A 26,603-nucleotide genomic window follows, 5' to 3' on the forward strand; every position below is an offset into this window, starting at 1 on the left:
GGCCGACAGATGAAAATCCGGCTCAAGGAAAGGTTGGCAACCGGCAGCACGCTGGTGGTGATCGGCCTGCTGGCGCTGGCTATCGGCTGGGCTTACCTCGAAGTGGGCGACGCCAACCGTCAGCGCCAGCAAGCCAGCGAGATTTCTCTCGGGCTCACGCAGGTGCGGTTGGTGACTTTCGAATACCGCCAGTACCGCCTGGAGCGTGCGCGTGTGCAGTGGTTCACCGCTACGGATCATCTCGATCGCCTGATCGCCAGCAGCACCTACTCGGGAAGCGCGCAAAGGGAAATCATCGGCCGCTTGCGCGCCAGCCGAGTGCTGGTGCGCAACATCTTCACGGCGCTTTCGGCGGTGCCGGTCGCTGAAGCCGGCGCGGCCGTCAGCGACGAATCGCGGCGAAGATTCGAACTCCAGCTCGACAGCCGGCTACTGGTCGTTCAGCAGGACAGTCTCAACGATGCCTTCCGCCTGACCGAGCTGGCGACCGAGCGCATCAACAGGGCGCAGGAACGTGTGCTGGTCGTTATCGGCATCGGCTTGACGTCGATTGCCCTGGTTACCCTTGGCACCTCCTGGCTGATCCGGCGCAGCATCCTGGGGCCGGTGGTCAGTCTGCAGCAGGCAACGGAGGAAATCGCCGCCGGCAACTGGGAGCACCGGCTGGGCTTAGCCGGCGACGACGAGATCGGCGCCCTGGCGGGGAATTTCGACGCCATGGTGCGCAAGCTGCGCGACGCGCACGCGGAGCTGGCGCGCCGCAACCGGGCGCTGATCGCGTCGAACGAGGAGCTGGAGGCCTTCAGCTATTCCGTGTCGCACGACCTGCGCGCACCGCTGCGCAGCATGGACGGTTTTTCTCTGATGTTGCTCGAGGACTACAGCGAACAGCTCGACGAAGAGGGCAAGGACGCGCTGCAGCGCATACGTGGCGCCAGCCAGCGCATGGGCGCAATCATCGACGACCTGCTGCGCTTGTCACACGTGACTCGCGTCGAACTTGCCGTGAAGCCGCTCGATCTGAGCGCCATGGCGCGCGACATCGCCGACGAGATCGACCGCGAGCACTCCGACCGCGCGCTGGCATGGGTCATCGAAGCCGGCCTGCGCTTGTCCGCCGACCCGGCGCTGATGCGCATCGCTCTGGACAACCTGCTGCGGAATGCCTGCAAGTTCAGCGCCCACAGCGAGCGGCCGCTGATTCGCGTCGGCGCGCTGCCGGGCGACGCCAGAAACACCTATTTCGTCGCCGACAACGGCGTCGGCTTCGATATGGCGTACTCTGACAAGTTGTTCGGCGCCTTCCAGCGCCTGCATCACGCCAGCGATTTCCCCGGTAGCGGCATCGGCCTGGCGATCGTGCAGCGGATCATTCGCCGGCACCACGGGCGCGTCTGGGCCGAGTCGACCCAAGGCCGAGGGGCCACCTTCTTCTTCGATTTGAAGGAAGCGAACAATGGACCAGATGAACAAGACCATCCTGCTGGTTGAAGACAATCCCGACGACGTCAAGCTGACGCTGCGGGCATTCAAGCGCAACAACGTCGCCAACCCGATCGTCGTCGCCCGCGACGGTGTCGAAGCGCTCGACTACCTGTTTGCCCGCGGCGCCTACGCCGGGCGCCGCGGCAAGGCGCTGCCGGCGCTGATTCTTCTCGACCTGAAACTGCCCAGGCTCGACGGCCTGGCGGTGCTCAAAGCGGTTCGTGCCGAAGAGTTGACGCGGCTGATCCCGCTGGTCGTGCTGACCTCGTCCAAAGAGGAGCAGGACATGGTTCAGAGCTATACGCTGGGCGCCAACAGTTACGTGCGCAAGCCGGTCAACTTCAGCGAATTCCTGGAGGCGGCGCGGGTCCTCGGCATCTACTGGTTGATGATCAATCAAGCGCCGCCGGAGCCCCTGCAAGCGTGAACCAGCCGATCAAGATCCTGCTGGTCGAGGACTCCGAGGACGACGCCAGGCTGACCCTGCGCGCGCTGCGCCAGGGTGGCTTCGAGCCGCTCTCGCGGCGCGTGCAGAGCGCCGTGGAAGTGCACGACGCGCTGGCGCAGGAGCCCTGGGACGCGGTCATCGCCGATTTCAAGATGCCGAGCTTTACGGGCCTGGAGGCGCTGACGATCGTTCGCGCCAGCGGCCTCGACATCCCGTTCATCCTCGTTTCCGGCAAGATCGGCGAAGAAACCGCCGTCGCGGCGATGAAGGCCGGCGCCAACGACTACCTGATGAAAGAGAACCTGGCGCGGCTGGCGCCGGCGCTGCTGCGTGAGCTGAAAGAGACGGCAATGCGTGCCGCCCATCGCCACTCCCGGGAGCAACTGGTGCAGAGCGAACAGCGCTTGCGGACGATCATCGACACCGAGCCCGAGTGCATCAAGATCGTCAGCCAGGACGGCAGGATCCTGGAAATGAATGCCGCCGGCCTGGCCATGCTGGAGGCCGATTCGCTGCCCGAGGTATGGTCGAAAGCGCTGCTCGATTTCCTCGTGCCCGAGCACTGCGCGGCATTCACCGCGCTGCATCGGCGGGTCATGGGCGGTGCCAGCGGCATTTTGGAGTTCGAGGTGATCGGCCTCAAGGGCGGCCGACGCTGGCTGGAAACGCACGCCACGCCGCTGCCCGCTGGCGACGGCGAAGCTCCCCTGCTGCTCGGCGTGACCCGCGACATCAGCGAGCGTAAGGCCTTGATGGTGAAGCTGGCCGAGCGGCAGGCGCACCTGCATGCGGTGCTGCAAGCCATTCCCGACCTGATCTGGCTGAAGGATGCGGCAGGCGTTTATCTGACCTGCAATGCCAGTTTCCAGCGTTTTTTTGGCGCCAGCGAAGCGGACATCGTCGGCAAGACCGACTACGACTTCCTGGACCGCGCGCAGGCTGACTTCTTCCGAAGCCACGACCGCAAGGCGATGGCGGCGGGCAAGCCGAGCATGAACGAGGAATGGCTGACCTTCGCCGACGACAGTTACCGGGGCTTGTTTGAAACCATCAAGACGCCGGTGTATGCCGCCGATGGCGCGCTGATCGGTGTGCTGGGCGTCGCTCGCGACATCACCGCACGCAAGAAAGCGGCCGACAGAATCGCCTACCTCAACCGCGTCTATGCCGTGCTCAGCGGCATCAATACGCTGATCGTGCACGTACGCGACCGTGGCGAGCTGACCATGCGAGCGTGCCAGATCGCGGTCGAGCAAGGCGGCTTTCACATGAGTTTGATGCTGGTCGTCGATCCCGGCGTAAGCGAACTGCTTACGCTTGGCGAGGCGAGCAGAGACGAGAATCTTCTGAGTGCTGTCAAAGGCCTCACTGCGGCGCGTGAGCAGGGGCCGGTGTCCTTGAGTGCGCGGGTGATCGAGGACAGCAGGGCGATTGTGGCCAACGATCTGCAGAACACCCCGGCGGCTTTTTTGCGCGAGGCGTACGCCGCATCGGGTGCCCGCTCGATGGCCATCGTGCCGCTGCTGGTCGCCGAGAAGACACTGGGTGCGCTCGTGCTGTACGCCAGCGAAATCGATTTCTTCCATGCCGAAGAGATGAGGCTGCTGAGCGAGCTGGCCGGCAACATCGGCTTCGCGATCGATTTTCTCGACAAGCAGAAGCGCCTCGACTATCTCGCCTACTACGATCCGCTGACCGACCTGGCAAACCGCAACCTGCTGGCCGACCGCCTGCAGCAGGCGCTGACGCATGCCCGTCGCGCCGGGCGCCTGGTGGCCGTGATGTTGCTGGACCTGGACCGCTTCAAGGTGATCAACGACAGCCTCGGCCATGGCACCGGCGATGCCCTGCTGCAAGTCGTCGCGCAGCGCCTGACGGCCTGCGTCCGCGCCGGCGATACGGTTGCCCGTCTGGGCGGCGACGAGTTCGTGGTCGTGATGGGCGACGTCGCCAGCGAGAACGACATCGCGCCGCTGGCGCGCAAGGTGCTCGATGCGATCGCCAAGGACATCACCGTTGGCGGGCACGACGTGGTGGCGACCGCCAGCGTCGGCATCGCGGTCTCGCCCAGGGACGGCGAGCAGATGGAGATCCTGCTGAAGAACGCCGACGGGGCGATGTACCGGGCCAAGGATCTCGGGCGTAACAGCTTCCAGTTCTACACGCCGGAAATGAATTCGCGCACGCTGCAGCGCCTCGAACTCGAAGCGGGTCTGCGCCGTGCGCTGGAGCGCGACGAGCTGCTGCTGTTCTATCAACCCAAAGTGGAACTGCAGCGCGGCCAGGTGGTGGGCGCCGAGGCCTTGATTCGCTGGCGCCATCCGGTGCTCGGGATGGTCTCGCCGGCCGACTTCATTCCCCTGGCCGAGGAAACCGGGCTGATTGTGGCGATCGGCGAATGGGTGATCACGACCGCCTGCGAGCAGCTCAAGGCCTGGCAGAACGAAGGCCTGGCCGAGATCAGCGTGGCGGTGAACCTGTCGGCGCGCCAGTTCATGCAGGAAAAATTGGCGCAGGTGGTGACTGAGGCCTTGCGTTCGAGTGACGTCAAGGCGCGCTGCCTGGAACTGGAAGTGACTGAAAGCGCGGTGATGCAGGATCCCGAGCGGACCGTGGCCACCCTGCGCGAACTGAAGCAAATTGGCGTGCGCTTGTCGCTGGATGATTTCGGCACCGGCTATTCCAGTCTCAACTGTCTGAAACGCTTCCCTATCGATACCTTGAAGATCGATCAATCCTTCGTCCGCGATATCACCACCGACCCGGACGACGCGGCCATCGCGGTAGCGATCATTTCCCTGGCCCACAGCCTGCGGCGCCACGTCGTCGCCGAAGGCGTGGAAACCGAGGCGCAGCTCAATTATCTGCGCCGGCATCGCTGCGACGAGATGCAGGGCTATTACTTCAGCCGTCCGCTGCCCGCCGAGGAGTTTGCCGCGCTGCTGCGCGCCGGCCGTTCATTGGCGCTTGGCGCGGCGCGCGTTGACGAAGCGCGATGCTTGTTGCTGGTCGATGACGAGCCCAGCATCGTCGCGGCGCTGCGGCGCGTGTTACGCCGCGACGGCTATCATATCCTGACCGCCGCGAGCGCCGCCGAGGGCCTGGAATTGCTGGCGCTGAACGATGTGCAGGTGATCGTCTCCGATCAGCGCATGCCGGTAATGAACGGCACCGAATTTCTCGGCCGGGTCAAGGAAATGCACCCCGATACCATTCGCATCGTGCTGAGCGGCTATACCGATCTGAAGTCGGTCACCGACGCCGTCAATCGCGGGGCGATCTACAAGTTCCTGACCAAACCCTGGGATGACGATCTGCTGCGCGAACACATTCGCGAGGCCTTTATTCATTACGAAGCACGGAAGGGCAGGGCCTGATGCGTAAGTCGTCAGCGATGGCTGGCGCGGCATTTTTTTTGCCCCTAAGATTCGGGCTGATCACTGATTCCGCAGTCCCACCACCGGAGATGACCCATGAAACTGTACGCTTTCGATCGCGCCCCAAACCCCCGTCGCCTGGCCATGTTCATGAAGTACAAGGGAATCGTGTTGGATACGCAGCAGGTGGACCTGATGAAAGGCGAGCAACTTACCGACGCGTATCGGGCGATCAACCCGGAGCTGACGGTACCGGCTCTGCTACTCGATGACGGTACCGTGCTCAGCGAAGTGATCGGTATTTGCACCTACCTGGAGGGGCTCTACCCGGATCGACCGCTGCTGGGCAGCAGTGCTCTGGAAAAAGCGCAGGTCATCAGCTGGGATCATCGCTTGTTCGCGGCGATGGTCATGCCCATCGCCGACATGCTGAGGAACAGCTCCGCGGCCTTCCGTAACCGCGCCCTGCCTGGTCCCTACGATGTTCCGCAGCTTCCCGAAATGGTCGAGCGTGGACGCTTGCAACTGCACTGTTTGCTGCCTGACCTCGACGCTCATCTGGCGCGCCACGCGTGGCTCACTGGCGATAATTTTACTTTTGCGGATATCGACCTGCTGGCCGCCGTCGATTTCATGGCCTGGGTGAAGGAGTCGGTACCGGAGGAATGCGTCAATCTCAAGGCCTGGTACGAGCGGGCGAAAGCGGAAGTTGCCTGACGCCAGCTCGCCGGCTGCGGGCTCCGCTCGTAGCCTGAGGCAGAGCGAACGCCGATAATGGCAGTCGATCGCCGGGGGCCGCGCCCCGGGCGATCGGCTAGCGGGGACCGGATCAGACGTCGAAAGGCATCATCGGGTGGCCGCGAGACACCGTTTCCATGAAGATCACGCCCTGCTGCGGTTCGCCGATCTCGCCGGCCTTGAAAACCTGCGCAAAGACCTCGTCGGACTGGGGGGCTTCGACCAGTACCATCACCACGTCGCATTCCCGCCAGCGCAGCGCTCCGGGTTGCCGGCGACCCGTGCCACGCGCGTGGTGATGCGAGACCGAAAGGACACCTGCTGCGTTTTCGAGGAGTTTCGTCAGCTTCAAGCCGTAGCCACTGATGACAATCGCCGTGATAAGTTTCTTTTCGACGCCGTAACCGATGTGCGCCAGGACGCTCATCGGGGGTGCTCGGTGTGTACGCCAAAGCGGGCAGCGACTTCGTGCGGCACGTAGGTGGCCATCTTGTCGAGTCGGCTCATCCACAGGATGCCCATCCCCGGGGTGTCCATTTTAGCCGACACGAAGATCCGTTCGAACATGCTGTCGGCCTGCTCCGACGGAACCACGATGTAGATGATTTCCTTCTCGGTGTTGACCGTCAGGCCGAGGATGCCGAGGTGTTTCTGGCGGACGCCGGTACCGTGCGCATGGAACACCGTCGCTCCCTGCGCGCCGGCTTCAACAGCCACCTGGACGACCAGGTCGGCGACGCCGCGCTGGACGACGACGGTGATCAGCATGACGTCGGTCAGCACGATTAGTTCATTGGTTTTGCTCATGGCTTCTTGCTCCTCCTTTTTCGTCCGCGGGTCTTCATGTCGATCCACAGGCCGGTGCTGAGCACCGAAATGATCGGGCCGACCGAACACATGGCGAGAATGCCGAAGCCTTCGGCGGCGCCGACGACTTCGCCAAGGCCGATGCCGAGCGCCAGCAAGAGCGGCACGGTGACCGGACCGGTGGTTACGCCCGCGCTGTCCCAGGCCAGGTTGACGATCTCTTCACGCGAGACGATGGTCAATACCAGCGCGATCGTATAGCCGCTCAGCAGCAGCACCCATAGCGGCAGGTCGAAGAGGATCCGGGCAACTCCCAGCGCGGCGCCGACCCCGACGCCGGTAGCGACGGCATGGATCAGCATCCGTTTGCGGAAGGCGCCGTCGGTAAGGTTCTCGACGGTCATTCCCATGGCGTTGAGCGCCGGCTCGGCGACGGTCGCGCCAAAGCCGATCGCAAAAGCGAAGGCCAGGGTCATGGCGATCCCCAGGGCGTAAGGATAGAGCGGCGGCGCGCCGGTTTCCCGGTGTGGCGAGAAGGCCCAGGGCACGTTGTTGCCGGCCTGCTCGCCGAGCGCCACGAGGCCGGCGGTGAGGCCCAGATTGAACAGTACCATGCCTGCCACGGCCATCCCGATGCCATAGAAGAAGATGTTGCGACGGCGGATCTTCTGGCCCAGCAGCTGGGTCTGCACGAGTACCAGCAGCAAGACCAGCGGCACGATGGCGCGAAAGGCGCCAAGAATCTCGGCAAAAGGCGTCGTTTCGTACCAGCCGGTGGTGCTGGGTGGAAGGATCGGCAGCATCGCGCCGGCTCCCTGGCTGGTCAGGTGGATCGCCGTGCCGAGGACGGCGAGAATCGGGAAGATCGACGCCAGCGTGACGATACCGAAGCCCGACAGCGGGTTGTCGCTACGCCCCGTCGACGCGGCGACGCCAACGCCGACTGCCAGCACCAGTGGCACGGTGACCGGACCCGTCGTGACCGCGCCGCAGTCCCACGCCAGACCGATAATCGGCGCCAGCTCGGGCTGTTGCGCGCACCAGGCGGTCAGGCCGAGCGCCAGCGGCACGATCAGTAGCACCATCGTCTTCAGCCGCCAGCCGAACATCGTCCGCAACATGCCGACACTGACCGCCAGACCGACGCCGCCGGCGACCGCCAGCACCAGCCACAGGACATAGGGGCCGAGCAGTTGTCGCAGCCACGGTGAGCGCTCGGGTGAAATGGAACTGGCGGCCGCCTGCAGTGCCCCCAGAGCAGGTTCGGCAAAAGTCGCCGCGGCGCCGAGCAGCACGCTGAAAGCGAGCAGGACCGTCGGGTGCGTCTTGCCCGGCATCTGGAAACCAACGTTTTCGGCGAATGGCATCAAGCCGAGCTTGACGCCTTCCATGAAGAACATCAGGCCGATGATCACCGCCAGGACGCCCAGCGCGACCGATTCGGCGTCGAGCAGCGAGGTGCGCAGCGCGAGCGCCTGAAAGCCGATCAACAACAACGCCAGCGGCAGGACGGCGCGCAGTTGCTCGCTGAAGCGGATCGAAACGTAGGGGGTCAGCAAGCGGTGCAGATCGACGGCGCGTAGCGCTGGACGCTTGGGCTGCAGGCGCTCGGCTTCAAGCAGCGCGGCAAAACTGATCTGTCGTCGATGGCGCTGGATGGCGCCGAGAAAGATGCCGTAACGTAGCTTGCGTTCTGCCAATGTTTTTCCTCCTGGCGGAAATCTAACACAGAAGAATGAATCTCGTTCGCCGCTGCCACCCGCCTTCACGGTAAATTTGTTCTCGTGCCGGGATCAAGGTGATACGTGGCCTGTAGAATTTTTGGTCATGCGCAGGTAGTCGAAGACCAATCGGATGTTGCGGTTGAGGTGGCGCATTTTTTCGGAAATGCTGGTTTTGCCGTCGGAGAAGTGGTGCAGGATTCCGACGGCAAAGCGGCGCAGGCGTGACATGTTCTCGGGTCCGTAACCAGTCCGAATACGGCTACGGTCCTCGTCGTAGTTCCAGTCGATGACGTAGTGACAGCGGTTCTCTATCGACCAATGGCCGCGATTGATGGCGAGGATTTGCTGTGGGCTGGCCTGTTCTGGAGGGCGACTGGTGATCCCGAGAGCGATTTCGTGCGTCCGCTTGCCGCTCTTCTTGTGCAGCACTTCGCGCTCGATCAAGAACACCTGGCCGACATACGGGAAGTCGAGATAGGCGTTGAGGGCATTGCTGCACCAAATACGCCGAGTCTCGATCCGACCATGGTCAGGTGGCGAAACCGCCACGAAGTCTGCCCCCTTCCGATCCTGGAAGAGGAGCGCGATATCGGCTTGCAGTGTTGGCTGATTGCCTTTGACCGTGAAGTGATAGTGCGCCTTGCGCTCCACCAGGTAGGTCGCCAGCTTGCGCTGTGTCAGTAGCGCGTCGGCGGTGATGTCCTTGCCCTGAATATCGATCGCATCGAGCAGGGGTATGAACATCCCGATTTCATTGGTCTGCTTGAGCTCGTCCCCGCCATTTACGGGCAAGGTGCCGACTTTTTTTGGGTGTGACACACGCCGGTCTGATGCCCGACCACGCTCATGATGTGTGCTTGCTGACCGTGCTCGTCATGGGCATTGCGCATGGTCTTGCCGTCGACCGCCAGACTGGGGTCGTCTTGAGCATAGGCCTTGTTCCACTGCTGACACGCTTGATCGAGCGCCATGGGATCGACACGGATCAGGACGTCACGAATGATGAACTCGCTGGGTACGCGGTAAACGCCCTTCTCGCGACGACAGCGGAAACGCTCGCGTGCTTTCGGTGTGAGGTCTTTGGCCCACCCGGCGATGGCTTTGTAGCCCCGCATTCCGCACAAGACCGCCGCCGTGGCGATGGCCAGAACGGCAGGAAGGGGGTGACGCCTTCCTTGCGCGCGCCGCGGGTCGGCGATGCCGGCAAAGAAATCGGGAAGCGTGCGCATCTGTTCGGCGGTGAGCATCATCCTGGGCGCTCCTGTGCGATAGCGGGGGTTGAGTATCGAGCGGGAAAGTTGGCCGCGAGCGTCCGCCTGCAAGGGGCGAACAAAGACAACTTTGGGCGACGTCGGGTGGGCGCTGTAGCCTTCTCGGGTGCGGCGAAAGCCTTGCGTCAGCCCCAGAGGCGTCCAGTTCGCGGCGCGATAGACGGTCCCCTGGAAGCGCGAGGGGTCCACAAAGGTCTCCAGCAGTAACAGCGGCTTCCCGAAATGCGCCTGCCAATCCTCGGCGACCCGTCGCTCGCACAGCGAGAGCACCTTGGAGCCGAGATTGGGGTAATGCCAATCGGGAAGGATCAGAAAGCGACTGTTGTTGGCGACCAGGCCCAAGCGATCGTACTGATGCCGATAGTCCCAGCCGATCCAGCGGTCACGAACGCCGCATTTCCAGGCCGCCGCAGAGAAACTCAGCAGGGCCGTCCACTTTTCGCCGTAGGTGGCCACGTACCAAAGCGTGTGCCCGATCTTCGCCAGGTCGCCCAGGTAGTGATGCTCTGCCATCAACTCCCGATAGCGAGCCTCTTCGCTCTTGCCCACCAAGCGAACACGCAATGCACCAAGAACGCTTTCCATGCGCCATTTATACGGACTTCCGGCGCAGATGTCCAGGGGGAAGAACTAACTGCTTGATTGCCCGTGCGTTGCCTGAGAGGACAAATCCACCCTGCACCCGCCTTCGTCTCGCCGGTCGAAGCCAGGCCCCGGTCGATCCTGGCGGTGATCGCGACGGTGGACGACTCGATGATTTTTGCCGAGGCGTGGATGCATTTGCTGCCGGTCACGGTTCGCACTTTGCCGTGCTCCGGACGCGCGGCAGTCACTGCCACTCCGCTCGCCGCTTGGCGGTTTTTGCGGAGCACGGCTGGCCGCCGTTCGATCTGCCTGGCGGCGACGTGGTGAGTGTTTTCGACGCTGCCAAGGGGTACGGCGTGCGGGCGGTAAAAAAAGACCTGGATTTCGCTTTCGTCATGGGCAGAATTGGCGATTGACGACTCCTGTCAGGGCGCCGATACTCTCGCCCCTGGCGTTGCCCCCTAGATGGCCTCTATTGTCGAGAAACAGGCTACTTGCGGTGGCGCCGACAAGGCCTTCCTGTGCGGCAGTGACTTTTCGCCGCCCCCCACCATTGCCGGAGATGCGACGTGGCTGGCTATTTCAAGCGTTCGACAAGACGCCTTTTCGTTCTGATCGCCAGCATTCCGCTGGTGATCCTGGTCGGTGGGTTGCTTTACATGGTCGGCATGGCGAATCTGGAGCAGGCACCGCGCGACTTCTGGTCGAGCATTGAGTGGGCCGCCGAGACCCTGACGACGACCGGCTACGGACACGACTCGCACTGGACGCATCCGGGAATGATCCTGTTCGTGATCTTCTTCGAGCTGGTCGGGATGTCTTTCTATGTGTTGATCTTCCCGGTGTTCTTTCTGCCTTTCTTCGAGGAACGCTTCGAGGCGCGCCTACCCGGAACGCTGCCGGAGATGGCCGGGCGGGTGCTCATCCATCGCTACGGCGCGGCGGTCGATTCGCTGGTCGACGAGTTGCGTCGGGTCGGCACGCCCTTCGTCATCCTGGAGCAGGACGAACGCCAGGCGCGCCGCCTGCGCGATCGTGGCTACAACGTGATCTTCGGCTCGCTCGACGAGCAACCCGGGATACTGGCCGGCGTCGAGACGGCGCAGGCGCTGATTACCAATGCCGACGACCACGCCGACGCGACCTTCATCATGATGGCCAGAGAACGCGGCTATCAGGGAACGATCCTGGCCCTGGCCGAGGACCCGCTGCACCGTCCGCCGATGGAGAAGATCGGCGCCACCGCCGTTTTTACGCCTTCGCACGTGCTCGGCGCGGCGCTGGCGGCGCGCGCCAGCGCGCGCATCAGCCCCAAGGTCGAAGGCGTGCAACTGCTCGGCGAACGGATCGGCATCGCCGACTTCCGGGTGCAGGCCAGCAGCCCGCTGGCCAACAAGCGTCTCGGCAATCTGCGGATGCGCGCGCGCTACGGGGTGACCGTGATCGGTCAATGGAACGGTGGCCGCTTCGCACCGGCCGAAGGCCCCGACACACTGATCGCCGCCGGAGCGATTCTGGTCGCGGCGGGAGCGCACGCCAATCTGGCCCGGGTCGAGCGTATGGCGACGCCCTTGCGCCGCCACGGTCCGATCGTCGTCGCCGGCTATGGCGCGGTCGGCCGCAAGGTGGTGGAAATGTTACATGACGCCGGCGAGACGACGATCGTCATCGACATTAGCCCGGACCCGGCCGTCGACGTCGTCGGCAACGTTCTCGAGCACGCCACCCTGGAACGTGCCCGGGTGCGTGAAGCCAGCGCTGTCGTCCTGGCGCTCAGCAACGATAGCGCCGGGGTATTTGCGACCGCCGTGATGCGCGATTTTGCCCCCGAGGTGCGCCTGATTGCGCGCGTCAATCTGGCACCGAACGTGGCCCGCCTGTACCAGGCAGGGGCCGATTTCGCACTGTCGGTAGGCCAGGTCGCCGGCCAGATCCTCGCGCACCACCTGCTTGGCGAGGACGCGGTGACCGTCGAACAACGCTTGAAGCTGGCCCGCGTGGCGCCGGGCACGCTGGTCGGCGGGCACCCCTGGCAGGTGGGTATCCGGGAGAAAACGGCGACGGCGGTGGTCGCCGTCGAACGTGGCGCCGAGGTCTTCGTCGAGTTCGACCAGGCATTCAAGGTGCTCGCCGATGACGTCCTGTTCGTCTGCGGTACGACCGCCAGCCTGGACAAGTACATGCGCGAATACCGAGCCAAGCCGGCTGAACGGCCAGCACCGCCAGCACCGCCAGCACCGCCGGCGGCATGATCAAGGTCGAGCGGATGCCAGCCTGGCACCGCTGCGGCCACTTGACCGCACGCCAATATCAAGCCTCGGTGGGCCTGACAGCGCGCTGGCGCGTTATAGTGTGCGGCGCGTCGCCGGCGACCGCTCGAATGAGGTCGCGGCGGCGCGCTTTTGCGATGCTTCGGAGCGGATGAGGTAGCTATGACTAGTGAACTAGACCCCCAGGAACCAAGTCTGCCGTCGGTCGACGAGCAGCCCACGAAGCGCATCGGCAACTTCCTTGCCGACGGGCGCTGCGTGCCGGTCGGCCATGGTTACCGGTGGTTGCTCCGAGGCTGGACGATTTTCCGCATGGCGCCGCTGACCTGGATGGGCATCGCCGTGACCTTCATGGCCTTGATGCTGGCGGTCAGCGCGATTCCCATCCCGATCGTCAATCTTCTGGGGAACCTGCTGGTGCCGGTGTTCATTGGCGGCATCAGCATCGGCTGCCAGGCGATCGACGACGGCGAGGAGATCCGCTTTGCGCACCTGTTCGCCGGCTTCAAGAGCAATCCGGGTGGCCTGCTGCTGCTCGGGCTGCTGTATTTTGTGGCGATGCTGGTGTTGGCGACGGTCGTCGGCGTCGTCGGAGCGCTGATCGCCTGGATCGCCGGCTCGGGCTACGAGGCGGCTTCCGTGCCGCTGCTGTCGCTGGGTTTTCTAACGACGCTGCTGCTCTTCGTCCCGATGGCCATGGCCATCTGGCTGGCGCCGCCGCTGCTTGTTTTTCACCGCCTGTCGGCGGTGCAGGCGATCAAGACCAGTTTCTTGGTTGCCTGGCGCAACTTTGCCCCGTTCTGCCTGTATGGCCTGCTGGTTCTGCTCGCCGCGGTGTTTGCCAGCTTGCCGCTGCTGCTCGGCTGGCTGGTCTTGCTGCCGGTGCTCTATGCGTCGCTGTACGCTTTCTATCGGGACGTCTTCTTCGAGCCATGAGCGGCGCAACGGCGGCCGGCTACGGGCGCCAGGGGCACGCCTTCCCTGGCCCGAGTGTTGACCCAATTTTCGGATCGCGACAATGAATGCCTACCCTGGACCCGCCCTGCTGACGCTGGCCAGCTCGCTGCTGCTTTTCGCTTGCGCCGCCTACGTCGGCCGCTGCCGCATCAAACTGGGTATCCAGGCGCCGGCGACAACGGGTCACCCACAGTTCGAGATCGCCTACCGGATCCAGATGAATACCCTCGAAAACACCGTCGCCTTTCTGCCGGTGCTGTGGGTCTTCGCCCTCACCCTTTCAAGCCTGTGGGCGACCATTTTCGGCGGCGGCTGGTTGGCGGCGCGGATCTGGTACGCGCTGGCTTACGCGCGCGATCCGAAAGCGCGTAGCGGCGGCTTCGGCGTTTCGATGCTGTGCTTTGCGGCGCTCGGGCTGGGTGGCGCCTGGGGCGTTCTGCGCGGGCTGCTCGTCTGAACTCGCCGGCAGCCGGCGAGCCGTCGGCGGCGCTTGCCGACGGCCAGGGCGGGGTCGCGTCGCGGCGTGCGGCGGCGGGCAAGTTGCGGCCCTTGCGGGCGCTGTTGCCTTACGTGGCGCCGTACGGCCGGCAGGTCGCCCTGGCCTTGTTGCTCTTGCTGGTCGCCGCGTCGGCGACGCTGACGCTCCCCTACGCCGTCAAACTGCTGGTAGACGGCGGCCTGGCGATGCCGCCCGGCAGCGAACTCGACGAACGCATGCGCTCGATTGGCGAACACTTCCTGCTGCTCTTCGCGGTCGCTGTTGTCCTCGGCGTGGCGACCGCAGCGCGCTTCTACATGGTCAGCTGGATCGGCGAGCGGGTGACCACCGACCTGCGGCAGGCGGTGTACGCACACGTCCTGCGGCAGAGCCCGCAATTCTTCGAGACCCTGAAAACCGGCGAGGTGTTGTCGCGCCTGACCACCGACACCACGGTGATCCAGAGTGCGGTCGGTTCGAGCGTCAGCATGGGTCTGCGCAACATGGTCCTGTTCGCCGGCGGCCTGACGATGCTGGTGAGCACGACGCCGCGGCTGATGCTCAGCGTCGCCGGGATCATCGTCCTGTTCGTCCTGCCGGCGGTGCTTATCGGCCGCCGCGTGCGCAAGCTGTCGCGCGCCAGCCAGGACCGCCTGGCCGACACCAGCGGCATCGCCGGCGAGATCCTCAACGCCATCCCGATCGTCCAGAGCTATACGCACGAGGACGGCGAAGCGGCACGCTTCTCGGTCGCCAACGAAGAAGCCTTCGCCACGTCGATTCGGCGCAGCGGCACGCGTTCGGCGTTTACCGCCTTCGTCATCATCGGTGTCTTCGGGTCGCTGCTATACGGTCTGTACGGTGGTGTGCAGGCGGTGCTGCTCGGCGAGATGAGCGCTGGCCAATTGAGCCAGACGGCGCTGTACGTGATGCTCGTCGCCGGCAGCGTCGCGGTGCTGGCCGAGGTCTGGGGCGACTTGTTACGCGCGGCGGGGGCGACCGAGCGGCTGCTCGAACTGCTGAGCTCGCGCTCGCCGATCGAGGAACCGGCGCAGCCGGTCGTGTTGCCGCTGCCGACCGGCGGTCTGCGCGTGCTTTTCGAGAAGGTCGCTTTCGCCTACCCGGCGCGCCCCGAACAGGCCGTGCTGCAGGGCCTCGACCTGACGATCGACGCCGGCCAGACGGTCGCTCTGGTCGGGCCGTCGGGCGCCGGCAAGACGACCGTTTTCCAGTTGCTGCAGCGTTTCTACGACGTCAGCGACGGCGCCATCCGGATCGATGGCGTCGACCTGCGTCAGCCGCGCCTGGCCGAACTGCGCGCGCGCATCGCGGTGGTACCGCAGGAAGCGGTGATCTTCTCGGGCAGCATTGCCGACAACATCCGCTACGGCCGACCCGGCGCCAGCGATCAGGAAACGCGGGCCGCGGCGACGGCCGCCTTCGTCGATGAATTCGTCCAGCGCCTTCCCGAGGGCTACGCCACGCTGGTCGGCGAGCGCGGCGTTCGTCTGTCCGGCGGCCAGCGGCAGCGGATCGCCATCGCGCGGGCGATCCTGAAGGATGCCCCCTTGCTGTTGCTCGACGAAGCGACCAGCAGCCTCGACGCGGAGAGCGAACGCGTCGTGCAGGCGGCGCTGCAAGCGGCGATGCGCGGCCGCACGACGATCGTCATCGCCCACCGCCTGGCGACCGTGCAGCGCGCCGACCGGATCATCGTCCTCGAACACGGGCAGCTGCTCGACGCCGGGACGCACCTGCAACTCGTCGAGCGCGGCGGCTTGTACGCGCGCCTGGCGGCGCTGCAGTTCAGTTTGTGAGAGTTGCCGATGCCCGGGCCGCGGCGGCGCCGAGCTAGCCGCGTTCGGCGCTGATCGAAGAAACCAGCTCGCGCTCGTCGAGTTCGCTTTCAATCAGCCGCAGGGTCTCGTCGTTGATCGTGTCATTGGCGCGCAACTCGCGCAGGCGCTGGCGCTCGGCGCCGATTGCCGCCAGTCGCAGCCTTCGGCGCAGCGCGATATGCGTCGCGCGCAGCGAGGCATCCTGCGGATCGCCCTCGAGCAGTTCGACCTTGCCCGCGTAGCGGCGGCTCAGTTGCTCGGCAAAAGCGCGATCCTCGGCGTCGGCAAGCTCGCTGGCGACGAGCGCCACGGCGGCGATTGCCGCGCGGGCCACTTCGGCGCGTGCCGTGCGTTCCTCCTCCACGTCGTCCTGATCGCTGTTCATCCCCAGCTTGCGGATCAGCCAGGGTAGCGGAATGCCGTTCAGCGTCAGCGTCAGGATGATTGTCGCCGCCGCCAGAAAGACCAGCAGATCGCGTTCCGGGAAAGGCGTTCCGGCGGCGACCATCGCCGGCACGGACAAGGCTGTGGCCAGCGTGATCGAGCCGCGCACCGCGGCCCAACTGACCAGCAACAGGCGTTTCGGATCGGGACCTGCGGCGCTACCGCTCCAGCCCCAACCGAGGCGGAAGCGCAGATGTGCGGAGATCCACACCCAGACGATTCGCAAGACCATCAACAGCGCCCACAAGGCGACGGCGTACAGTGCCAGAGCGAGCGGCGCGTAATGGTCGACGCCGGTCAACATCCGCCGCAGCTGCAGACCGAGCAGGACGAAGACCAGGCCGTTGAGCACGTAGGAAAGCATTCGCCACACCTCGCGGGCGTGCCGGCGGGCGTCGGCGGTCAGGCCCTTGACTTCCTGGCCGCTGGCCCACAGTCCGGCGGCGACGACCGCCAGGATTCCCGAAACGTGCAGCGCCTCGGCCGCCAGGTACGCGCCGTAGGGCATCAGGACCGTCAGCAGCGTCTGCAAGACCGGGTCGCCAGCACGCAGACGGATCAGATTCTGCCGCAACTCGCGGCCTAGCCATTCGAAGAGGATGCCGATGATGACGCCGCCACCGGCCAGATGCAGGAAGTCTTCGGCGACCGTCGCTGACGAGAACAGCCCCGACGCCGCGGCGGCGACGGCGAGCTTGAAGGCGACCAGCCCCGAGGCGTCGTTGAGCAGGCTTTCGGCATTGACGATGTGGACGATGCGCGCCGGCAGGGGCAGCGTCTGGGTGGTCGCCACAGTGGCTACGGCGTCGGTCGGCGAGACGATCGCGCCGAGCGTGAAGGCGACCGCCAGCGGCATCGCCGGGATCAGCCAGTGCATCACATAGCCGACCGCGACGACGGTCAGGACGACCAGTCCGAGCGCCAGCAGCAGCACCGGTTTCAGCGTGCTGACGAAGTCGCGGCGTGGCAAGACCCAGGCGTCGGCAAAGAGAATTGGCGGGATGAACAACAGCAGGAACAGCTCCGGGTCGATCACGATGCCGTTCAGACCCGGTAGCAGAGACGCCAGCACGCCGACCACCACCAGCAGGATCGGCAAGGGTAGTGGCGTCCAATGGACGAGTGCGCCGCCGACGGCGACAGCAAGAAGAAGGAGTAGGCTCAGGTCGATAGGTGGCATGGTGGCCGCGATTCTAGACTGTGCCGATGACAAATGCCAGGGTCCGCGCGGGGTTTTTTTCCTCGCCGTCGAGCAGTCGCCAAAATCTCGCGTTCGCGACGATTAGGCGTCATCATTCCTGCGCCGCGCACGCGCTGCCGCGCCACCGGCGATCTGAAATTCCGGCCAGCGACGATGCCTGGCCGCCCGACGATAGGAGACAAGCATGGCAGACACAGCCAGCAGTAGCCGGTACCAGCTTCTCGGCCTCTACGATTCGCCCTTCACCCGGCGCGTCGCGATCACCATGACCCACTACGGAATCGCCTTCGAGCATCTTTCGCTGTCGGTGTTTCGCGAGATGGACGCGATGCGTCCGCTCAACCCCTTGTTCAAGGTGCCGATGCTGACGCTTGCCGACGGTGAGAAGCTCTACGAGAGCGCGTATCAGCTCGATTACCTCGACGAACTCGCCGCCGATCGCGGCCTGACGCCGCTGACGCCGCGCTCCGGGCCGCTACGACGGCAGGTGCTGCAAGCAACGGCGCTGGCCCTCGTGGCCACCGAAAAAGCCGTGGCCATCGCCTACGAAGGCCAGCGGCCGTCGGAACTGCAGTGGCCCGATTGGCGTAGCCGTCTGCGTGGCCAGATGCGGCAAGCGCTGGCCATGCTCGAACAGCAGCTGGCGGCAAGCGGCGGCGCGGGCGGCGGCTTCCTGGTCGGCGAGCGGCTGACGCAAGCCGACATCAGTACCGTCGTCGGGATTGCTTTTGTGCGATATGTCCTGCCGCACGAGTGGCCAGCCGGCGACTACCCGACGCTCGAAGCGCTGGCCGCCAGACTGGAGGCCAGCGACGCCTTCATAGCCGTGCCGATCAACGAGTGACGGTGGTCGCTGCGCGGCACCGGGCGCGCCGGCTCACGACGCCATCAGGGCGCCGAGGCGGCGGACGGCATCTTCGATCTCGGGCGTATGCGGGTTGCCGCAGTTCAGCCGCAGGCAGTTGCGATACATGCCGCTGGCCGAAAACAGCTCGCCCGGAACATAGGCGACACCGGCGGCGATCGCCCGGTCGTAGAGCGCGCTGGTATCGACCTCGTCGGGCAGTTCGACCCACAGCACGAAGCCTCCTTGCGGCTGCGTGATTCGCGTCGCCGGCGGGAAGTGGCGGGCGACCGCCGCGCGCATGGCGTCGACCTGGTGCTCGTAGGCCCGCCGCAGGCCGCGCATGTGGCGATCGTACGACCCCGATTCGAGGTACTCGGCGAGGACGTGCTGGGTGACCGGGTTGGTGCCGCCGCTGGTGACGGTCTTCTGCAGGGCGACCTGCCGACGGTAGCGGCCGGCGGCGACGAAACCGATGCGCAGCGCCGGCGACAGGCACTTGGAAAAGGACGAGCAGAGCATCACATTGCCGACCTTGTCGAAGGCCTTGATGGTTCGCGGCGGCGTGTTGCCAAAGTACAGGTCGCCGTAGATGTCGTCCTCGATCACCGCCACGCCACGTTCGGCGGTCAAATGGGCGAGCCGACGCTTGTGCTCGTCGGGCATGATGCTGCCGAGTGGATTGCTGGCGTTGGCCACCAGCAGGCAGGCAGCGACCCCACCGTCGCGGGTCGCCAGGTCGAGCGCCTCGATCGATAGCCCGGTGCACGGATCGGTCGGGATTTCCAGCGCTTTCAGCCCCAGGAGCTCGAGCAATTGCAGCATCAGGTAGTACGCCGGCGATTCGACCGCGACGGTGTCGCCCGGCTTGGTGACCGCCCGCAGACAGAGCGCGAGCGCCTCGGTGCACGAGTTGGTGATCACGAACTCGCGCGCCGCCAGAGGACCGGCCCAGCCGACCGAGCGCAGGACCAACTGGCGGACCAGCGCCGCTTCGTCGATATTGATGTGGCTACCACCTTCGAGCAGCTGCGGATGACGCCGTATCACGCCGCCATAGAGTCTCTGCAGTGCTGCCAGCGGTAGCAGTGACGACGAGGGCAGGGCGGCACCCAGCGGTGCGACGCCCGGCTTGATGCCGGTCTGCAGGACCTGCATCAGGCGCTGGCTGACGTCGACCGGTACGGCTTCGTCGGGAGTCGAGCGGACGTTCGGTTGCGCCAATCGCGCCGACGCATGGCGGACGAAATAGCCCGACTGCGGCCGTGCCTCGACCAGACCGCGGTCCTCGAGCTGGCGTAGCGCCTGCAGCACGGTGGACACCGACAGCCGTCGCTCGCGCGCCAGGCGGCGCACCGAGGGTAGTCGCTCGCCCGGCCGCAGATTGCCGGCGACGATGATGCCACTCAAATCCGAAGCCAGTCGCTCGTAAAGCATCAGTTCGTTTTCCATCGGCCCCACCAATACAGTTGTTGTTGATTTCGATCGATACAGTTGCGTATGCCGCAAACTGTGCTGGTCACAATTCTGTCATTTTGTGACTGTTTTATCAACCGGCGCGGGTCTAGACTGCTCTGCATCGAAACAAGCAACGTAAGGAGAGAACGCCATGAACTTCGACCTGTACAACAGCGAGCTATGTCTTGCCGACAACGCGCCGGTGCGCCTGATGTCGGCCAGCGGCGTGCGCATCGTCTGCACGGCCGGGAAAGTCTGGCTGACCGTCGAAGGCGAAGCCGGCGATTTTTTCCTGGCGGCCGGCGACAGCCACCTCGTTTGTGGTCGCGGCCTGGCCTTGCTGGAAGGCATCGGCAGTGGGCGGGTGCGCTTCCTGAAAGCGGCGAATCCCTTGAGCAGCGCGCTTGGGAGTCTTTTTCGGGAGTCGCTCCTGGCGACGCTGCCGCGGCTCTGGCGCAATCGCCGCGACTTGCCGCTGCGCGAGCCGCGGCCGACACCGTCGCTGCCGGCGTGTTCGCCGCCGGTCGGCGCCGCGTAGCGGCTGTAAAACCGCTGCCAAGACGCCGGCTTCGCCGACGAGTGCTGTTCGCCGCTCGGCGGCGGCGACCGAGCGGCTAGTCAAGGCTGCAAAACACGCCAGCGCAGCCGATCTACGTTCATAATTGCCGTCTGTTCATAACGACGATGGTGCGCAGCGATGGACGAGGAGCAGCAAAGCACTCTTCTGGAGAGCGTCGCGCAAGCGCTGCGCGCGCATGGACTGTTGCTCAGCGTCCAGGACGCAAGCGCGGCTGACGGGCAGCGGCCGTCGCCTGCCTTGCTGCGCGTGTGCCGAGACGGGGCCGATCTCGACTACGCCGCGGTGGTCAAACGCCGGCTGTCGTCGACTTCCATCGGCGCCGTTCTGGCGTCGCTACGCCAGCCGCTGGACATCGGCGAACCGCCGCCGCTGCTGCTCACCGACTACGTGGCGTCGCCGCTGGCCGCGCAACTGCGCGAACGCCGGCAGCAATTCGCCGATGCGGCGGGCAATACCTACCTGGAAGGCCGCGGCCTTTTTGTCTATGTGAGTGGCCGCAAGCTGCAGCCAAGACAGCTCGCGCGGCGTGCCAGCCGTGGCTTCACCGCGACCCGGCTGAAGGTGCTGTTCGCACTGATCTGCGATCCTGATCTGGCCGGCGCGCCGTACCGCACGATCGCCGCCGCGGCGAACGTCGCGCTCGGCGCCATGCCGGCGGTGATCGCCGACCTCCAGCAACACGGGTCGCTCATCGTCTCTGCGAAGAGCCGGTCGCTGTTTGCCCGCAAGCGAGTGCTCGACGAATGGGCGCAGGCCTATGCTCTCGGTCTGCGCGGCAAGGCGCTGATCGGTCGCTTCCTGGCGCCGCGCTTCGACGACTGGCCGGACTGGCAGCTCAACCCGGCCAACGCTCGCTGGGGTGGCGAAACGGCGGCGGCTCTTCTGCTCGTTGACCAACTGACGCCGACGGCGTTGACGATTTACGGTGATAAGTTGCCGGCGCGGCTGATTGCCGAGCAGCAGCTCGAAACGGCGTCGCCGGCGGCCTACCAACACCTGCTCGAACTGCGCAAGCCTTTCTGGGGTGCGTCGCTGCAGGACGGCGGGCGGCCCGATACGGTTGCTCCGGCGCTGGTCTATGCCGACCTGCTGGCGACTGGCAGCGCCCGCTGCATCGAAGCCGCGGAGATGCTCTATATCGCGCAGCTGGCCGCTCGCTTCCCGCCCGACTGAGCGCTGCTGGCCGCATAACGTGGCGCTCGCCGGAGCCTGGCGCGTTCGGCTTGGGCGAGCTGGCCGCCCGGTCTGCCGCTTGAGCGGTGGCCGCTCAAGAAATATCGAGCAGCCACTGAATCAGGTATTTGGCGACGAAGCCGAGCATGCCGAAGGCCAGCCCCAGGAAGATCACGAAAGTCCCAAACTTGCCGGCCTTGGACTCCCACGCCAGTTGTCCGATGATGAACAACATGTAGAGCATGAAGCCGCCAATCCCGAAGGTGAGGCCAAAGCCGGCGATTTGTTCCTCGGAAAAACCAAACATGGGCTCGCTCAATGACCCCGCGGACGTTCCGGAAGTTCGCTGGCATCGACCAGCGCGCGATAGGCGTGCCAGCTGGCGTGGCCGAGGATCGGTATAAACACGATCAGGCCCAGCAAGGCCGTCGCAAAACCGATCAGCACCAGCGACATGATCAGTGCCGCCCACAGTGCCATCGCGCCGGGGTTGGCGAGAACCACTCGCCAGCTGGTCAGGACAGCCGTCAGCAGGTTGGCGCGGCGGTCGAGGAGCAGCGGCATGGCGACGATGCTGGAGGCAAAGATCGGCGCGGCGAGCACGCCGCCCATCGCCAGCCACGCCTCGAACAGGAAGTTGTCGTGTGCCGCTACGACGTGGCGCAGGAAGTCCACCGGCGAGTTGACGGGGGCCGGCGCGAGCAGCGTGATCAGCGCCGCCGAGGTCATTACCCAGCCGGTTCCGGCCAGCGCCAGGAGCAGACCGAAACGCACCAGGCACCAGTAGCCGCCCGCTTCCATGAATCGCGATTGCTGCCAGCTCAGCCAGGTGTCGCGCAGCAGCTGCCAGCCGATCGTGCGCCCGTGCTCGATGGCGCGACTCATCGCGTACAAGCTGGTGGCCAATACCGGCGCGACCACCAGGAAGCCCGAAAACGCACCCGCCAGCAACCAGAACTGCCGCGCTGCCATGGCCATCAGGGCCAGGCCGAAAGCCGCCAGCAATGCCCCATGCGCCAGACTCAGGCCGCCGCAACGCCGCAGGTCGCGCCACCCGAGTGCCAGCCATTGCAGGGGCGCAGAAAGGGGAACGACGTTTACCGTCGGGATTGGCGTCGACGATGCGGTCGGGGGAGGGCTCATGGGTTTCGCGGGTCGCTCATAGCAGGCGTGAGTCTATTGCAGTGCTGCTGTTCTGGCGAGTCCCGTGCCGGGCTGCTGACGGTAAAGTACTGACCATGAGAGACGAAACCACCGATGATAGAGCGGCCGCCGCCCGCCTGTTCCGTCGCCGCGCCCGCCGAGGGCGCCTGATCGCCGCGCCACTTGCCGTGCAGGCGGCCAGCGAATGAAGCGAGTGACGCCCGCCTTGCTGGTCTTCGACTGCGATGGCGTACTGGTCGACAGTGAGCCGATCGCCAGCCGGGTGCTTGCCGAAACGCTGACTGAGCTTGGTTTTTCCCTGACGCCGCGGCAGGCGATCGATCGCTATACCGGTATCAGCCTGCCGGCGGTGCTGGCACAGGTGGCGGCCGAGTGGGGGCGTGCGCTGCCGACAGATTTTGCTGCCCGCCTGCGCGATCGCCAGGCTTTCGCCGCCGAACTGCAAGCGATGGCTGGAGCGGCCGCTATGCTGGCCGGCCTGGCTTTGCCGAAGTGCGTGGCGTCTTCGGGAAAGCTCGACAAGATCCGCGGCAATCTTGCCCTGACCGGTCTGCTGCCGTACTTCGCAGCACATCTGTTTAGCGCCGAGATGGTCGCCCGCGGCAAGCCGGCGCCCGACCTGTTTCTGCTCGCGGCCGAGCGCATGGCGGTGTCGCCGGCGCGCTGCCTGGTGATCGAGGACAGCATCGCCGGCGTACAGGCAGCGCGAGCGGCGGGAATGCGCGTCGTCGGCTTTACCGGCGGTGCTCACATGCGGTCCGGCGATGCCGAAGCGCTGCTCGCCGCTGGCGCCAGTGCGGTCTTCAGCCGGATGCACGATCTGCCGCGATTGCTCGACGGCCAAGCGCGCTCGCGTCGGCACACGCGCCTGGTCGGCCGGCCGTGTGCCGCTACGGCTGGCGCTTGATCCAGTCGGCAATGCTCGCCGCCGCGGCCTGCCAGTGGGCGTCGAGCATCAAGGTGTGGCCGGCGCCAGGAATGACTTCCACCTCGGCCCGCCAACGGCTGGCGGTGAAGCTCAGCAGATTCGGCTGGAACACGGCGTCGGCTTCGCCGCCGACGACGAGAACGGGAAGCTCGGGTCGGCGTCGGCCGATGCGCATCGCCAGCATCGTCAGATCAATGATCGCGCGCCGGGATTCGGACTGGAACAGGTGCCCGAAGCGAATCAGATCGTCGGTCTTCGTTTCGCGCGAGTAATAGACGTCACGGATGGTCTGCAGCGTTTGCGGCGTGGCCGTGGATGCGTCCTGCGTGGCGCGCGCTTGTTCGCCGAAGAACGACGGCTGCCTGAAGGCGATGTTCATCGTCGCGCCAAGGATGCCGCCGGGCGGCACGGGCGCCATCAGGATCGCCGCCTGCGTTGGCTTTTGTTCGAGAACGCGCTCGACGACGAGGCTGCCCATCGAATGCCCGATCAGCATCAGCGGCCCGGCGATGCCCTGCATGACCTGCAGCACGTCGTCGACGTAGTCGTCGATCCCGAACGAGTCGAGACGGTCGCGGCCGTCACTGGCGCCGTGACCGGCGAGGTCGACCGCCCGGCAGTCGAAGCCGAGGCGGCTGAAGTAAGGCAGAAAATAGACGTCCCAGCAGCCGGCCGTGGCGTAACCGCCGTGGACAAAAAGCAGTTGTGGCGAACGCGCGGGGCCGACGGCTGCTCGGTGTAGGGTATGAATTCGTCTGGTTTCCATGGCGGCTTCGACTTTAGCACGGCACTGCCGGTCGCCGGCCGACGAGAGGCAGGAAAAGAGCGAGTCGGCTCCTGTTACGCACCGTCTGCCGAGTCCGCCCGATGGAACGTTGCCTGCTGGCGTTGCGTCCAAGCAATTGTAAGGTGCTACTTCCCGTGAAAGCCGCGGCAGCGACTCACCGATGTCCCCATCAGCGCTGTCGGCCAGGCTTCGCTACCGCGGGGAGCGCTCGTGTCACGACCGTCAGGGGATCTTTGCCCGGGCGGCGAGGAGAAGAATAATGACCGTAGCCGATCCTGTTGCGCGTTCCTTCATGCGTCACCCAGCCGATATTCCGATCGAAATCGACGCCGAGCAAGCGTCCGTCAGCGGCTCCGGGCAGCGCTTGTCTGATGTCGGCGTTGGCGGTCTGGCGTTTGCATGCGAACACTCACTGCCCTTGGGGTCAATCGTGCGTGTGCGGATCACCATCGTGCGGCCGCCGTTCGAGACCCGTGGGCGCGTCGTCTGGTGCCAGGGCTGCGAGCGGCATTTCGACGTCGGCGTGCAGTTCGTCAGCGCCGAGGCGGCGTTTACGGTGCGTATGGTCGAGCAGATCTGCCATATCGAGCACTATCGGCAGGAGGTGCGGCAGCTCGAAGGCCGCCAGCTCGGCCCCGAAGAAGCCGCGCTGGAATGGGTTGGCAAGTACGCGGCCGATTTCGCCAATCCACAGTAGGTGCCGGTGGGTGGGCTGGCGTGCCGCGTCACTGCCCGGCGTCGCGCACGTGCTGCCGCTGCCGCCAGGCGAGTACGATCAGGGTGATCGTCGTCAGCGGTAGCGCGAAGCCGCTCATCAGCAGCGAGAAGCCGCTTTGCGCGGCGTGACCGGCGGCGTCAAGAATCAGGTAGGTGGTATAGGCGGCGTAGTAGGCCAGGAACAGCGTGCCTTCCCAGCGCGCGATGAGGTGGCCGGTGAAAAAGATCGGCAGGCAGGCGACGGCGACGGCGACCATCACCGGCAGGTCAAAAGCGAGAATCGACGGCGCGACGACCAGGTCACCGGGAGCGATGCTGGCCGAGATTCCCAGTACAGCGAGGATATTGAAGATGTTGCTGCCGACGACGTTGCCGACGGCAATATCGCGCTCGCCGCGGACGGCGGCCATGATCGACGTGGCTACTTCGGGTAGCGAGGTGCCGGCGGCGACGATGGTCAGGCCGACGACCGCTTCGCTCATTCCCAGCCGCCGGGCGAGCGTGACGGCCGCGTCGACCAGCCAGTGGGCGCCGAGCACCAGTAAGTCCATCCCGGCAACAACCAGCAGCGCCTGCACCAGCCAATGGGCGTCCCAGGCCTTGCCGCCAGCGGCATCGGCCGCCAACGCTGGCTCGCTTGCCGCCGCGTTTTCGCGGCGGCTCTGGCGGATGATCACGAAATTGTAGGCGAGCAGCAGGCCGACCAGCAGTAGGCCATCGCCACGGCTGATGCCGCCGTCGGCGACCAGCGCCCAGAGCAGCAGCGAGACGCCGATCATCACCGGCACTTCCTGCTGGATCAACTGCCGATGCACCAGCAGCGGCGCGATCAACGCCGAAATACCGAGGATGAACAGGACGTTGAGGATGTTGCTGCCGACGACATTGCCGAGCGCGATGTCCACCTGGCCGGACCACGCCGACTGCACCGACACCGCCAGCTCGGGTGAGCTGGTGCCGAAGGCGACGACCGTCAGCCCGACCACCAGCGGCGAGAGGCCGAACGAGAGAGCAAGTTTCGAGGCACCGCGGACCAGCAGTTCGGCGCCGACGATCAGGGCCAGGAGGCCGGGGATGAACCAGAGCATGCGCTAGGAGTCCTGCGGTTGGATGGGTCGGCAAGCGTGTTCGCCGCTGTCGCTGCGTACAGCGCGCGTGCTTGTCGTCGGCACGGCCGGAATTGGCGAGAGCCGGCCGCTGTTACCGCCGGCGGCGCGGCGATCATCGCACGACCGTCGCTGGCACTCAAGCGCGCTGCTCCGACCACCGCGTGGTCAGCGAGTTTGTGCTTCTTGCGTGCTTGTTGAGTGCTTCTTGGGTGCGTCTTGA

General features: G+C 65.4%; 25 protein-coding genes. 14 read left to right on the forward strand and 11 right to left on the reverse strand.

Going from position 1 to position 26,603, the window contains the following annotated elements:
• Nucleotides 1-9: 9 nt before the first annotated feature.
• The 4 genes from QZ656_RS22580 to QZ656_RS22595 all read left to right on the forward strand — a co-directional run bounded on the left by QZ656_RS22580 (nucleotide 10) and on the right by QZ656_RS22595 (nucleotide 6,027).
• A complete protein-coding gene (locus tag QZ656_RS22580; protein ID WP_291995495.1) occupies nucleotides 10-1,491 on the forward strand; it encodes an ATP-binding protein in 1,482 nt (493 codons plus the stop codon).
• Nucleotides 1,457-1,912 carry a response regulator gene (locus QZ656_RS22585; RefSeq protein WP_291995496.1) on the forward strand — a complete coding sequence of 152 codons (456 nt, stop codon included), beginning with the start codon at nucleotides 1,457-1,459 and terminating at the stop codon, nucleotides 1,910-1,912. Before QZ656_RS22580 ends, QZ656_RS22585 begins: the two co-directional genes overlap by 35 nt.
• Entirely contained in the window at nucleotides 1,909-5,310 is a 3,402-nt protein-coding gene (locus QZ656_RS22590; protein ID WP_291995497.1) for an EAL domain-containing protein, read from the forward strand. Before QZ656_RS22585 ends, QZ656_RS22590 begins: the two co-directional genes overlap by 4 nt.
• A 96-nt stretch (nucleotides 5,311-5,406) precedes the next feature.
• Entirely contained in the window at nucleotides 5,407-6,027 is a 621-nt protein-coding gene (locus tag QZ656_RS22595; protein ID WP_291995498.1) for a glutathione S-transferase family protein, read from the forward strand.
• A gap of 112 nt (nucleotides 6,028-6,139) precedes the next feature.
• Here the strand turns inward: QZ656_RS22595 and QZ656_RS22600 are convergent, their stop codons facing one another.
• The 5 genes from QZ656_RS22600 to QZ656_RS22620 form a co-directional block, all read right to left on the reverse strand.
• On the reverse strand, nucleotides 6,140-6,475 hold the full coding sequence (locus QZ656_RS22600) for a hypothetical protein (protein WP_291995499.1): 336 nt from the start codon (nucleotides 6,473-6,475) through the stop codon (nucleotides 6,140-6,142).
• The gene (locus QZ656_RS22605; protein ID WP_291995500.1) at nucleotides 6,472-6,855 is read right to left on the reverse strand and encodes a P-II family nitrogen regulator; all 384 of its coding nucleotides are present in this window, start codon (nucleotides 6,853-6,855) and stop codon (nucleotides 6,472-6,474) included. The genes QZ656_RS22600 and QZ656_RS22605 overlap by 4 nt, the downstream gene beginning before the upstream one ends.
• Nucleotides 6,852-8,555, reverse strand: coding sequence for a DUF1538 domain-containing protein (locus QZ656_RS22610; RefSeq protein WP_291995501.1), 1,704 nt, complete (start codon nucleotides 8,553-8,555; stop codon nucleotides 6,852-6,854). Before QZ656_RS22610 ends, QZ656_RS22605 begins: the two co-directional genes overlap by 4 nt.
• 93 nt (nucleotides 8,556-8,648) lie before the next feature.
• Nucleotides 8,649-9,398 carry an ISAs1 family transposase gene (locus tag QZ656_RS22615; RefSeq protein ID WP_291991589.1) on the reverse strand — a complete coding sequence of 250 codons (750 nt, stop codon included), beginning with the start codon at nucleotides 9,396-9,398 and terminating at the stop codon, nucleotides 8,649-8,651.
• A complete protein-coding gene (locus tag QZ656_RS22620; RefSeq protein ID WP_291991588.1) occupies nucleotides 9,362-10,435 on the reverse strand; it encodes a Druantia anti-phage system protein DruA in 1,074 nt (357 codons plus the stop codon). The genes QZ656_RS22615 and QZ656_RS22620 overlap by 37 nt, the downstream gene beginning before the upstream one ends.
• Nucleotides 10,436-10,488: 53 nt before the next feature.
• Here QZ656_RS22620 and QZ656_RS22625 point away from each other — a divergent pair, with 53 nt between their 5' ends.
• The 5 genes from QZ656_RS22625 to QZ656_RS22645 all read left to right on the forward strand — a co-directional run bounded on the left by QZ656_RS22625 (nucleotide 10,489) and on the right by QZ656_RS22645 (nucleotide 15,957).
• Nucleotides 10,489-10,851: a hypothetical protein gene (locus QZ656_RS22625; protein ID WP_291995502.1), complete on the forward strand. Its 363-nt coding sequence runs from the start codon at nucleotides 10,489-10,491 to the stop codon at nucleotides 10,849-10,851.
• A gap of 153 nt (nucleotides 10,852-11,004) precedes the next feature.
• A complete protein-coding gene (locus QZ656_RS22630) occupies nucleotides 11,005-12,687 on the forward strand; it encodes an NAD-binding protein (protein ID WP_291995503.1) in 1,683 nt (560 codons plus the stop codon).
• 180 nt (nucleotides 12,688-12,867) lie between these two features.
• Nucleotides 12,868-13,641, forward strand: coding sequence for a BPSS1780 family membrane protein (locus QZ656_RS22635; RefSeq protein ID WP_291995504.1), 774 nt, complete (start codon nucleotides 12,868-12,870; stop codon nucleotides 13,639-13,641).
• An 82-nt stretch (nucleotides 13,642-13,723) separates the two neighbouring features.
• On the forward strand, nucleotides 13,724-14,119 hold the full coding sequence (locus tag QZ656_RS22640; RefSeq protein WP_291995505.1) for an MAPEG family protein: 396 nt from the start codon (nucleotides 13,724-13,726) through the stop codon (nucleotides 14,117-14,119).
• A gap of 83 nt (nucleotides 14,120-14,202) precedes the next feature.
• Complete coding sequence (locus QZ656_RS22645) at nucleotides 14,203-15,957, forward strand: ABC transporter transmembrane domain-containing protein (RefSeq protein ID WP_291995506.1); 1,755 nt, start codon at nucleotides 14,203-14,205, stop codon at nucleotides 15,955-15,957.
• A gap of 34 nt (nucleotides 15,958-15,991) precedes the next feature.
• Here QZ656_RS22645 and QZ656_RS22650 read toward each other — a convergent pair whose 3' ends face one another.
• Nucleotides 15,992-17,602, reverse strand: coding sequence for a Na+/H+ antiporter (locus QZ656_RS22650; RefSeq protein WP_291995507.1), 1,611 nt, complete (start codon nucleotides 17,600-17,602; stop codon nucleotides 15,992-15,994).
• A gap of 205 nt (nucleotides 17,603-17,807) precedes the next feature.
• Between QZ656_RS22650 and QZ656_RS22655 the strand changes: the two genes are divergently transcribed.
• A complete protein-coding gene (locus tag QZ656_RS22655; RefSeq protein WP_291995508.1) occupies nucleotides 17,808-18,467 on the forward strand; it encodes a glutathione S-transferase family protein in 660 nt (219 codons plus the stop codon).
• Between the two features lie 33 nt (nucleotides 18,468-18,500).
• Here the strand turns inward: QZ656_RS22655 and QZ656_RS22660 are convergent, their stop codons facing one another.
• Nucleotides 18,501-19,919, reverse strand: a complete 1,419-nt coding sequence (locus QZ656_RS22660; RefSeq protein WP_291995509.1) for a PLP-dependent aminotransferase family protein — start codon at nucleotides 19,917-19,919, stop codon at nucleotides 18,501-18,503.
• Nucleotides 19,920-20,076: 157 nt separating this feature from the next.
• Between QZ656_RS22660 and QZ656_RS22665 the strand changes: the two genes are divergently transcribed.
• The gene (locus QZ656_RS22665) at nucleotides 20,077-20,463 is read left to right on the forward strand and encodes a DUF2917 domain-containing protein (RefSeq protein ID WP_291995510.1); all 387 of its coding nucleotides are present in this window, start codon (nucleotides 20,077-20,079) and stop codon (nucleotides 20,461-20,463) included.
• Between the two features lie 159 nt (nucleotides 20,464-20,622).
• Nucleotides 20,623-21,678, forward strand: coding sequence for a type IV toxin-antitoxin system AbiEi family antitoxin (locus tag QZ656_RS22670; protein WP_291995511.1), 1,056 nt, complete (start codon nucleotides 20,623-20,625; stop codon nucleotides 21,676-21,678).
• A gap of 94 nt (nucleotides 21,679-21,772) precedes the next feature.
• Here the strand turns inward: QZ656_RS22670 and QZ656_RS22675 are convergent, their stop codons facing one another.
• Together QZ656_RS22675 and QZ656_RS22680 are read right to left on the reverse strand one after the other, a co-directional pair.
• Nucleotides 21,773-21,985: a DUF2788 domain-containing protein gene (locus QZ656_RS22675; protein ID WP_291995512.1), complete on the reverse strand. Its 213-nt coding sequence runs from the start codon at nucleotides 21,983-21,985 to the stop codon at nucleotides 21,773-21,775.
• Between the two features lie 8 nt (nucleotides 21,986-21,993).
• Entirely contained in the window at nucleotides 21,994-22,821 is an 828-nt protein-coding gene (locus QZ656_RS22680; protein ID WP_291995513.1) for a DUF2189 domain-containing protein, read from the reverse strand.
• A 205-nt stretch (nucleotides 22,822-23,026) separates the two neighbouring features.
• Here QZ656_RS22680 and QZ656_RS22685 point away from each other — a divergent pair, with 205 nt between their 5' ends.
• Nucleotides 23,027-23,749 carry an HAD family hydrolase gene (locus QZ656_RS22685; protein WP_291995514.1) on the forward strand — a complete coding sequence of 241 codons (723 nt, stop codon included), beginning with the start codon at nucleotides 23,027-23,029 and terminating at the stop codon, nucleotides 23,747-23,749.
• Here QZ656_RS22685 and QZ656_RS22690 read toward each other — a convergent pair.
• The gene (locus tag QZ656_RS22690; RefSeq protein WP_291995515.1) at nucleotides 23,733-24,536 is read right to left on the reverse strand and encodes an alpha/beta fold hydrolase; all 804 of its coding nucleotides are present in this window, start codon (nucleotides 24,534-24,536) and stop codon (nucleotides 23,733-23,735) included. The two genes, QZ656_RS22685 and QZ656_RS22690, sit on opposite strands and share 17 nt — an antisense overlap.
• Before the next feature lie 280 nt (nucleotides 24,537-24,816).
• On the opposite strand from QZ656_RS22690, the gene QZ656_RS22695 reads away from it, so the two are divergent.
• Nucleotides 24,817-25,254, forward strand: a complete 438-nt coding sequence (locus tag QZ656_RS22695) for a PilZ domain-containing protein (protein ID WP_291995516.1) — start codon at nucleotides 24,817-24,819, stop codon at nucleotides 25,252-25,254.
• Nucleotides 25,255-25,282: 28 nt separating this feature from the next.
• Here the strand turns inward: QZ656_RS22695 and QZ656_RS22700 are convergent, their stop codons facing one another.
• The gene (locus tag QZ656_RS22700) at nucleotides 25,283-26,362 is read right to left on the reverse strand and encodes a calcium/sodium antiporter (RefSeq protein ID WP_291995517.1); all 1,080 of its coding nucleotides are present in this window, start codon (nucleotides 26,360-26,362) and stop codon (nucleotides 25,283-25,285) included.
• Nucleotides 26,363-26,603: the final 241 nt, after the last annotated feature.

Source organism: Candidatus Accumulibacter sp. ACC003 (assembly GCF_907163085.1).
In the GTDB taxonomy this organism is placed as follows: domain Bacteria; phylum Pseudomonadota; class Gammaproteobacteria; order Burkholderiales; family Rhodocyclaceae; genus Accumulibacter.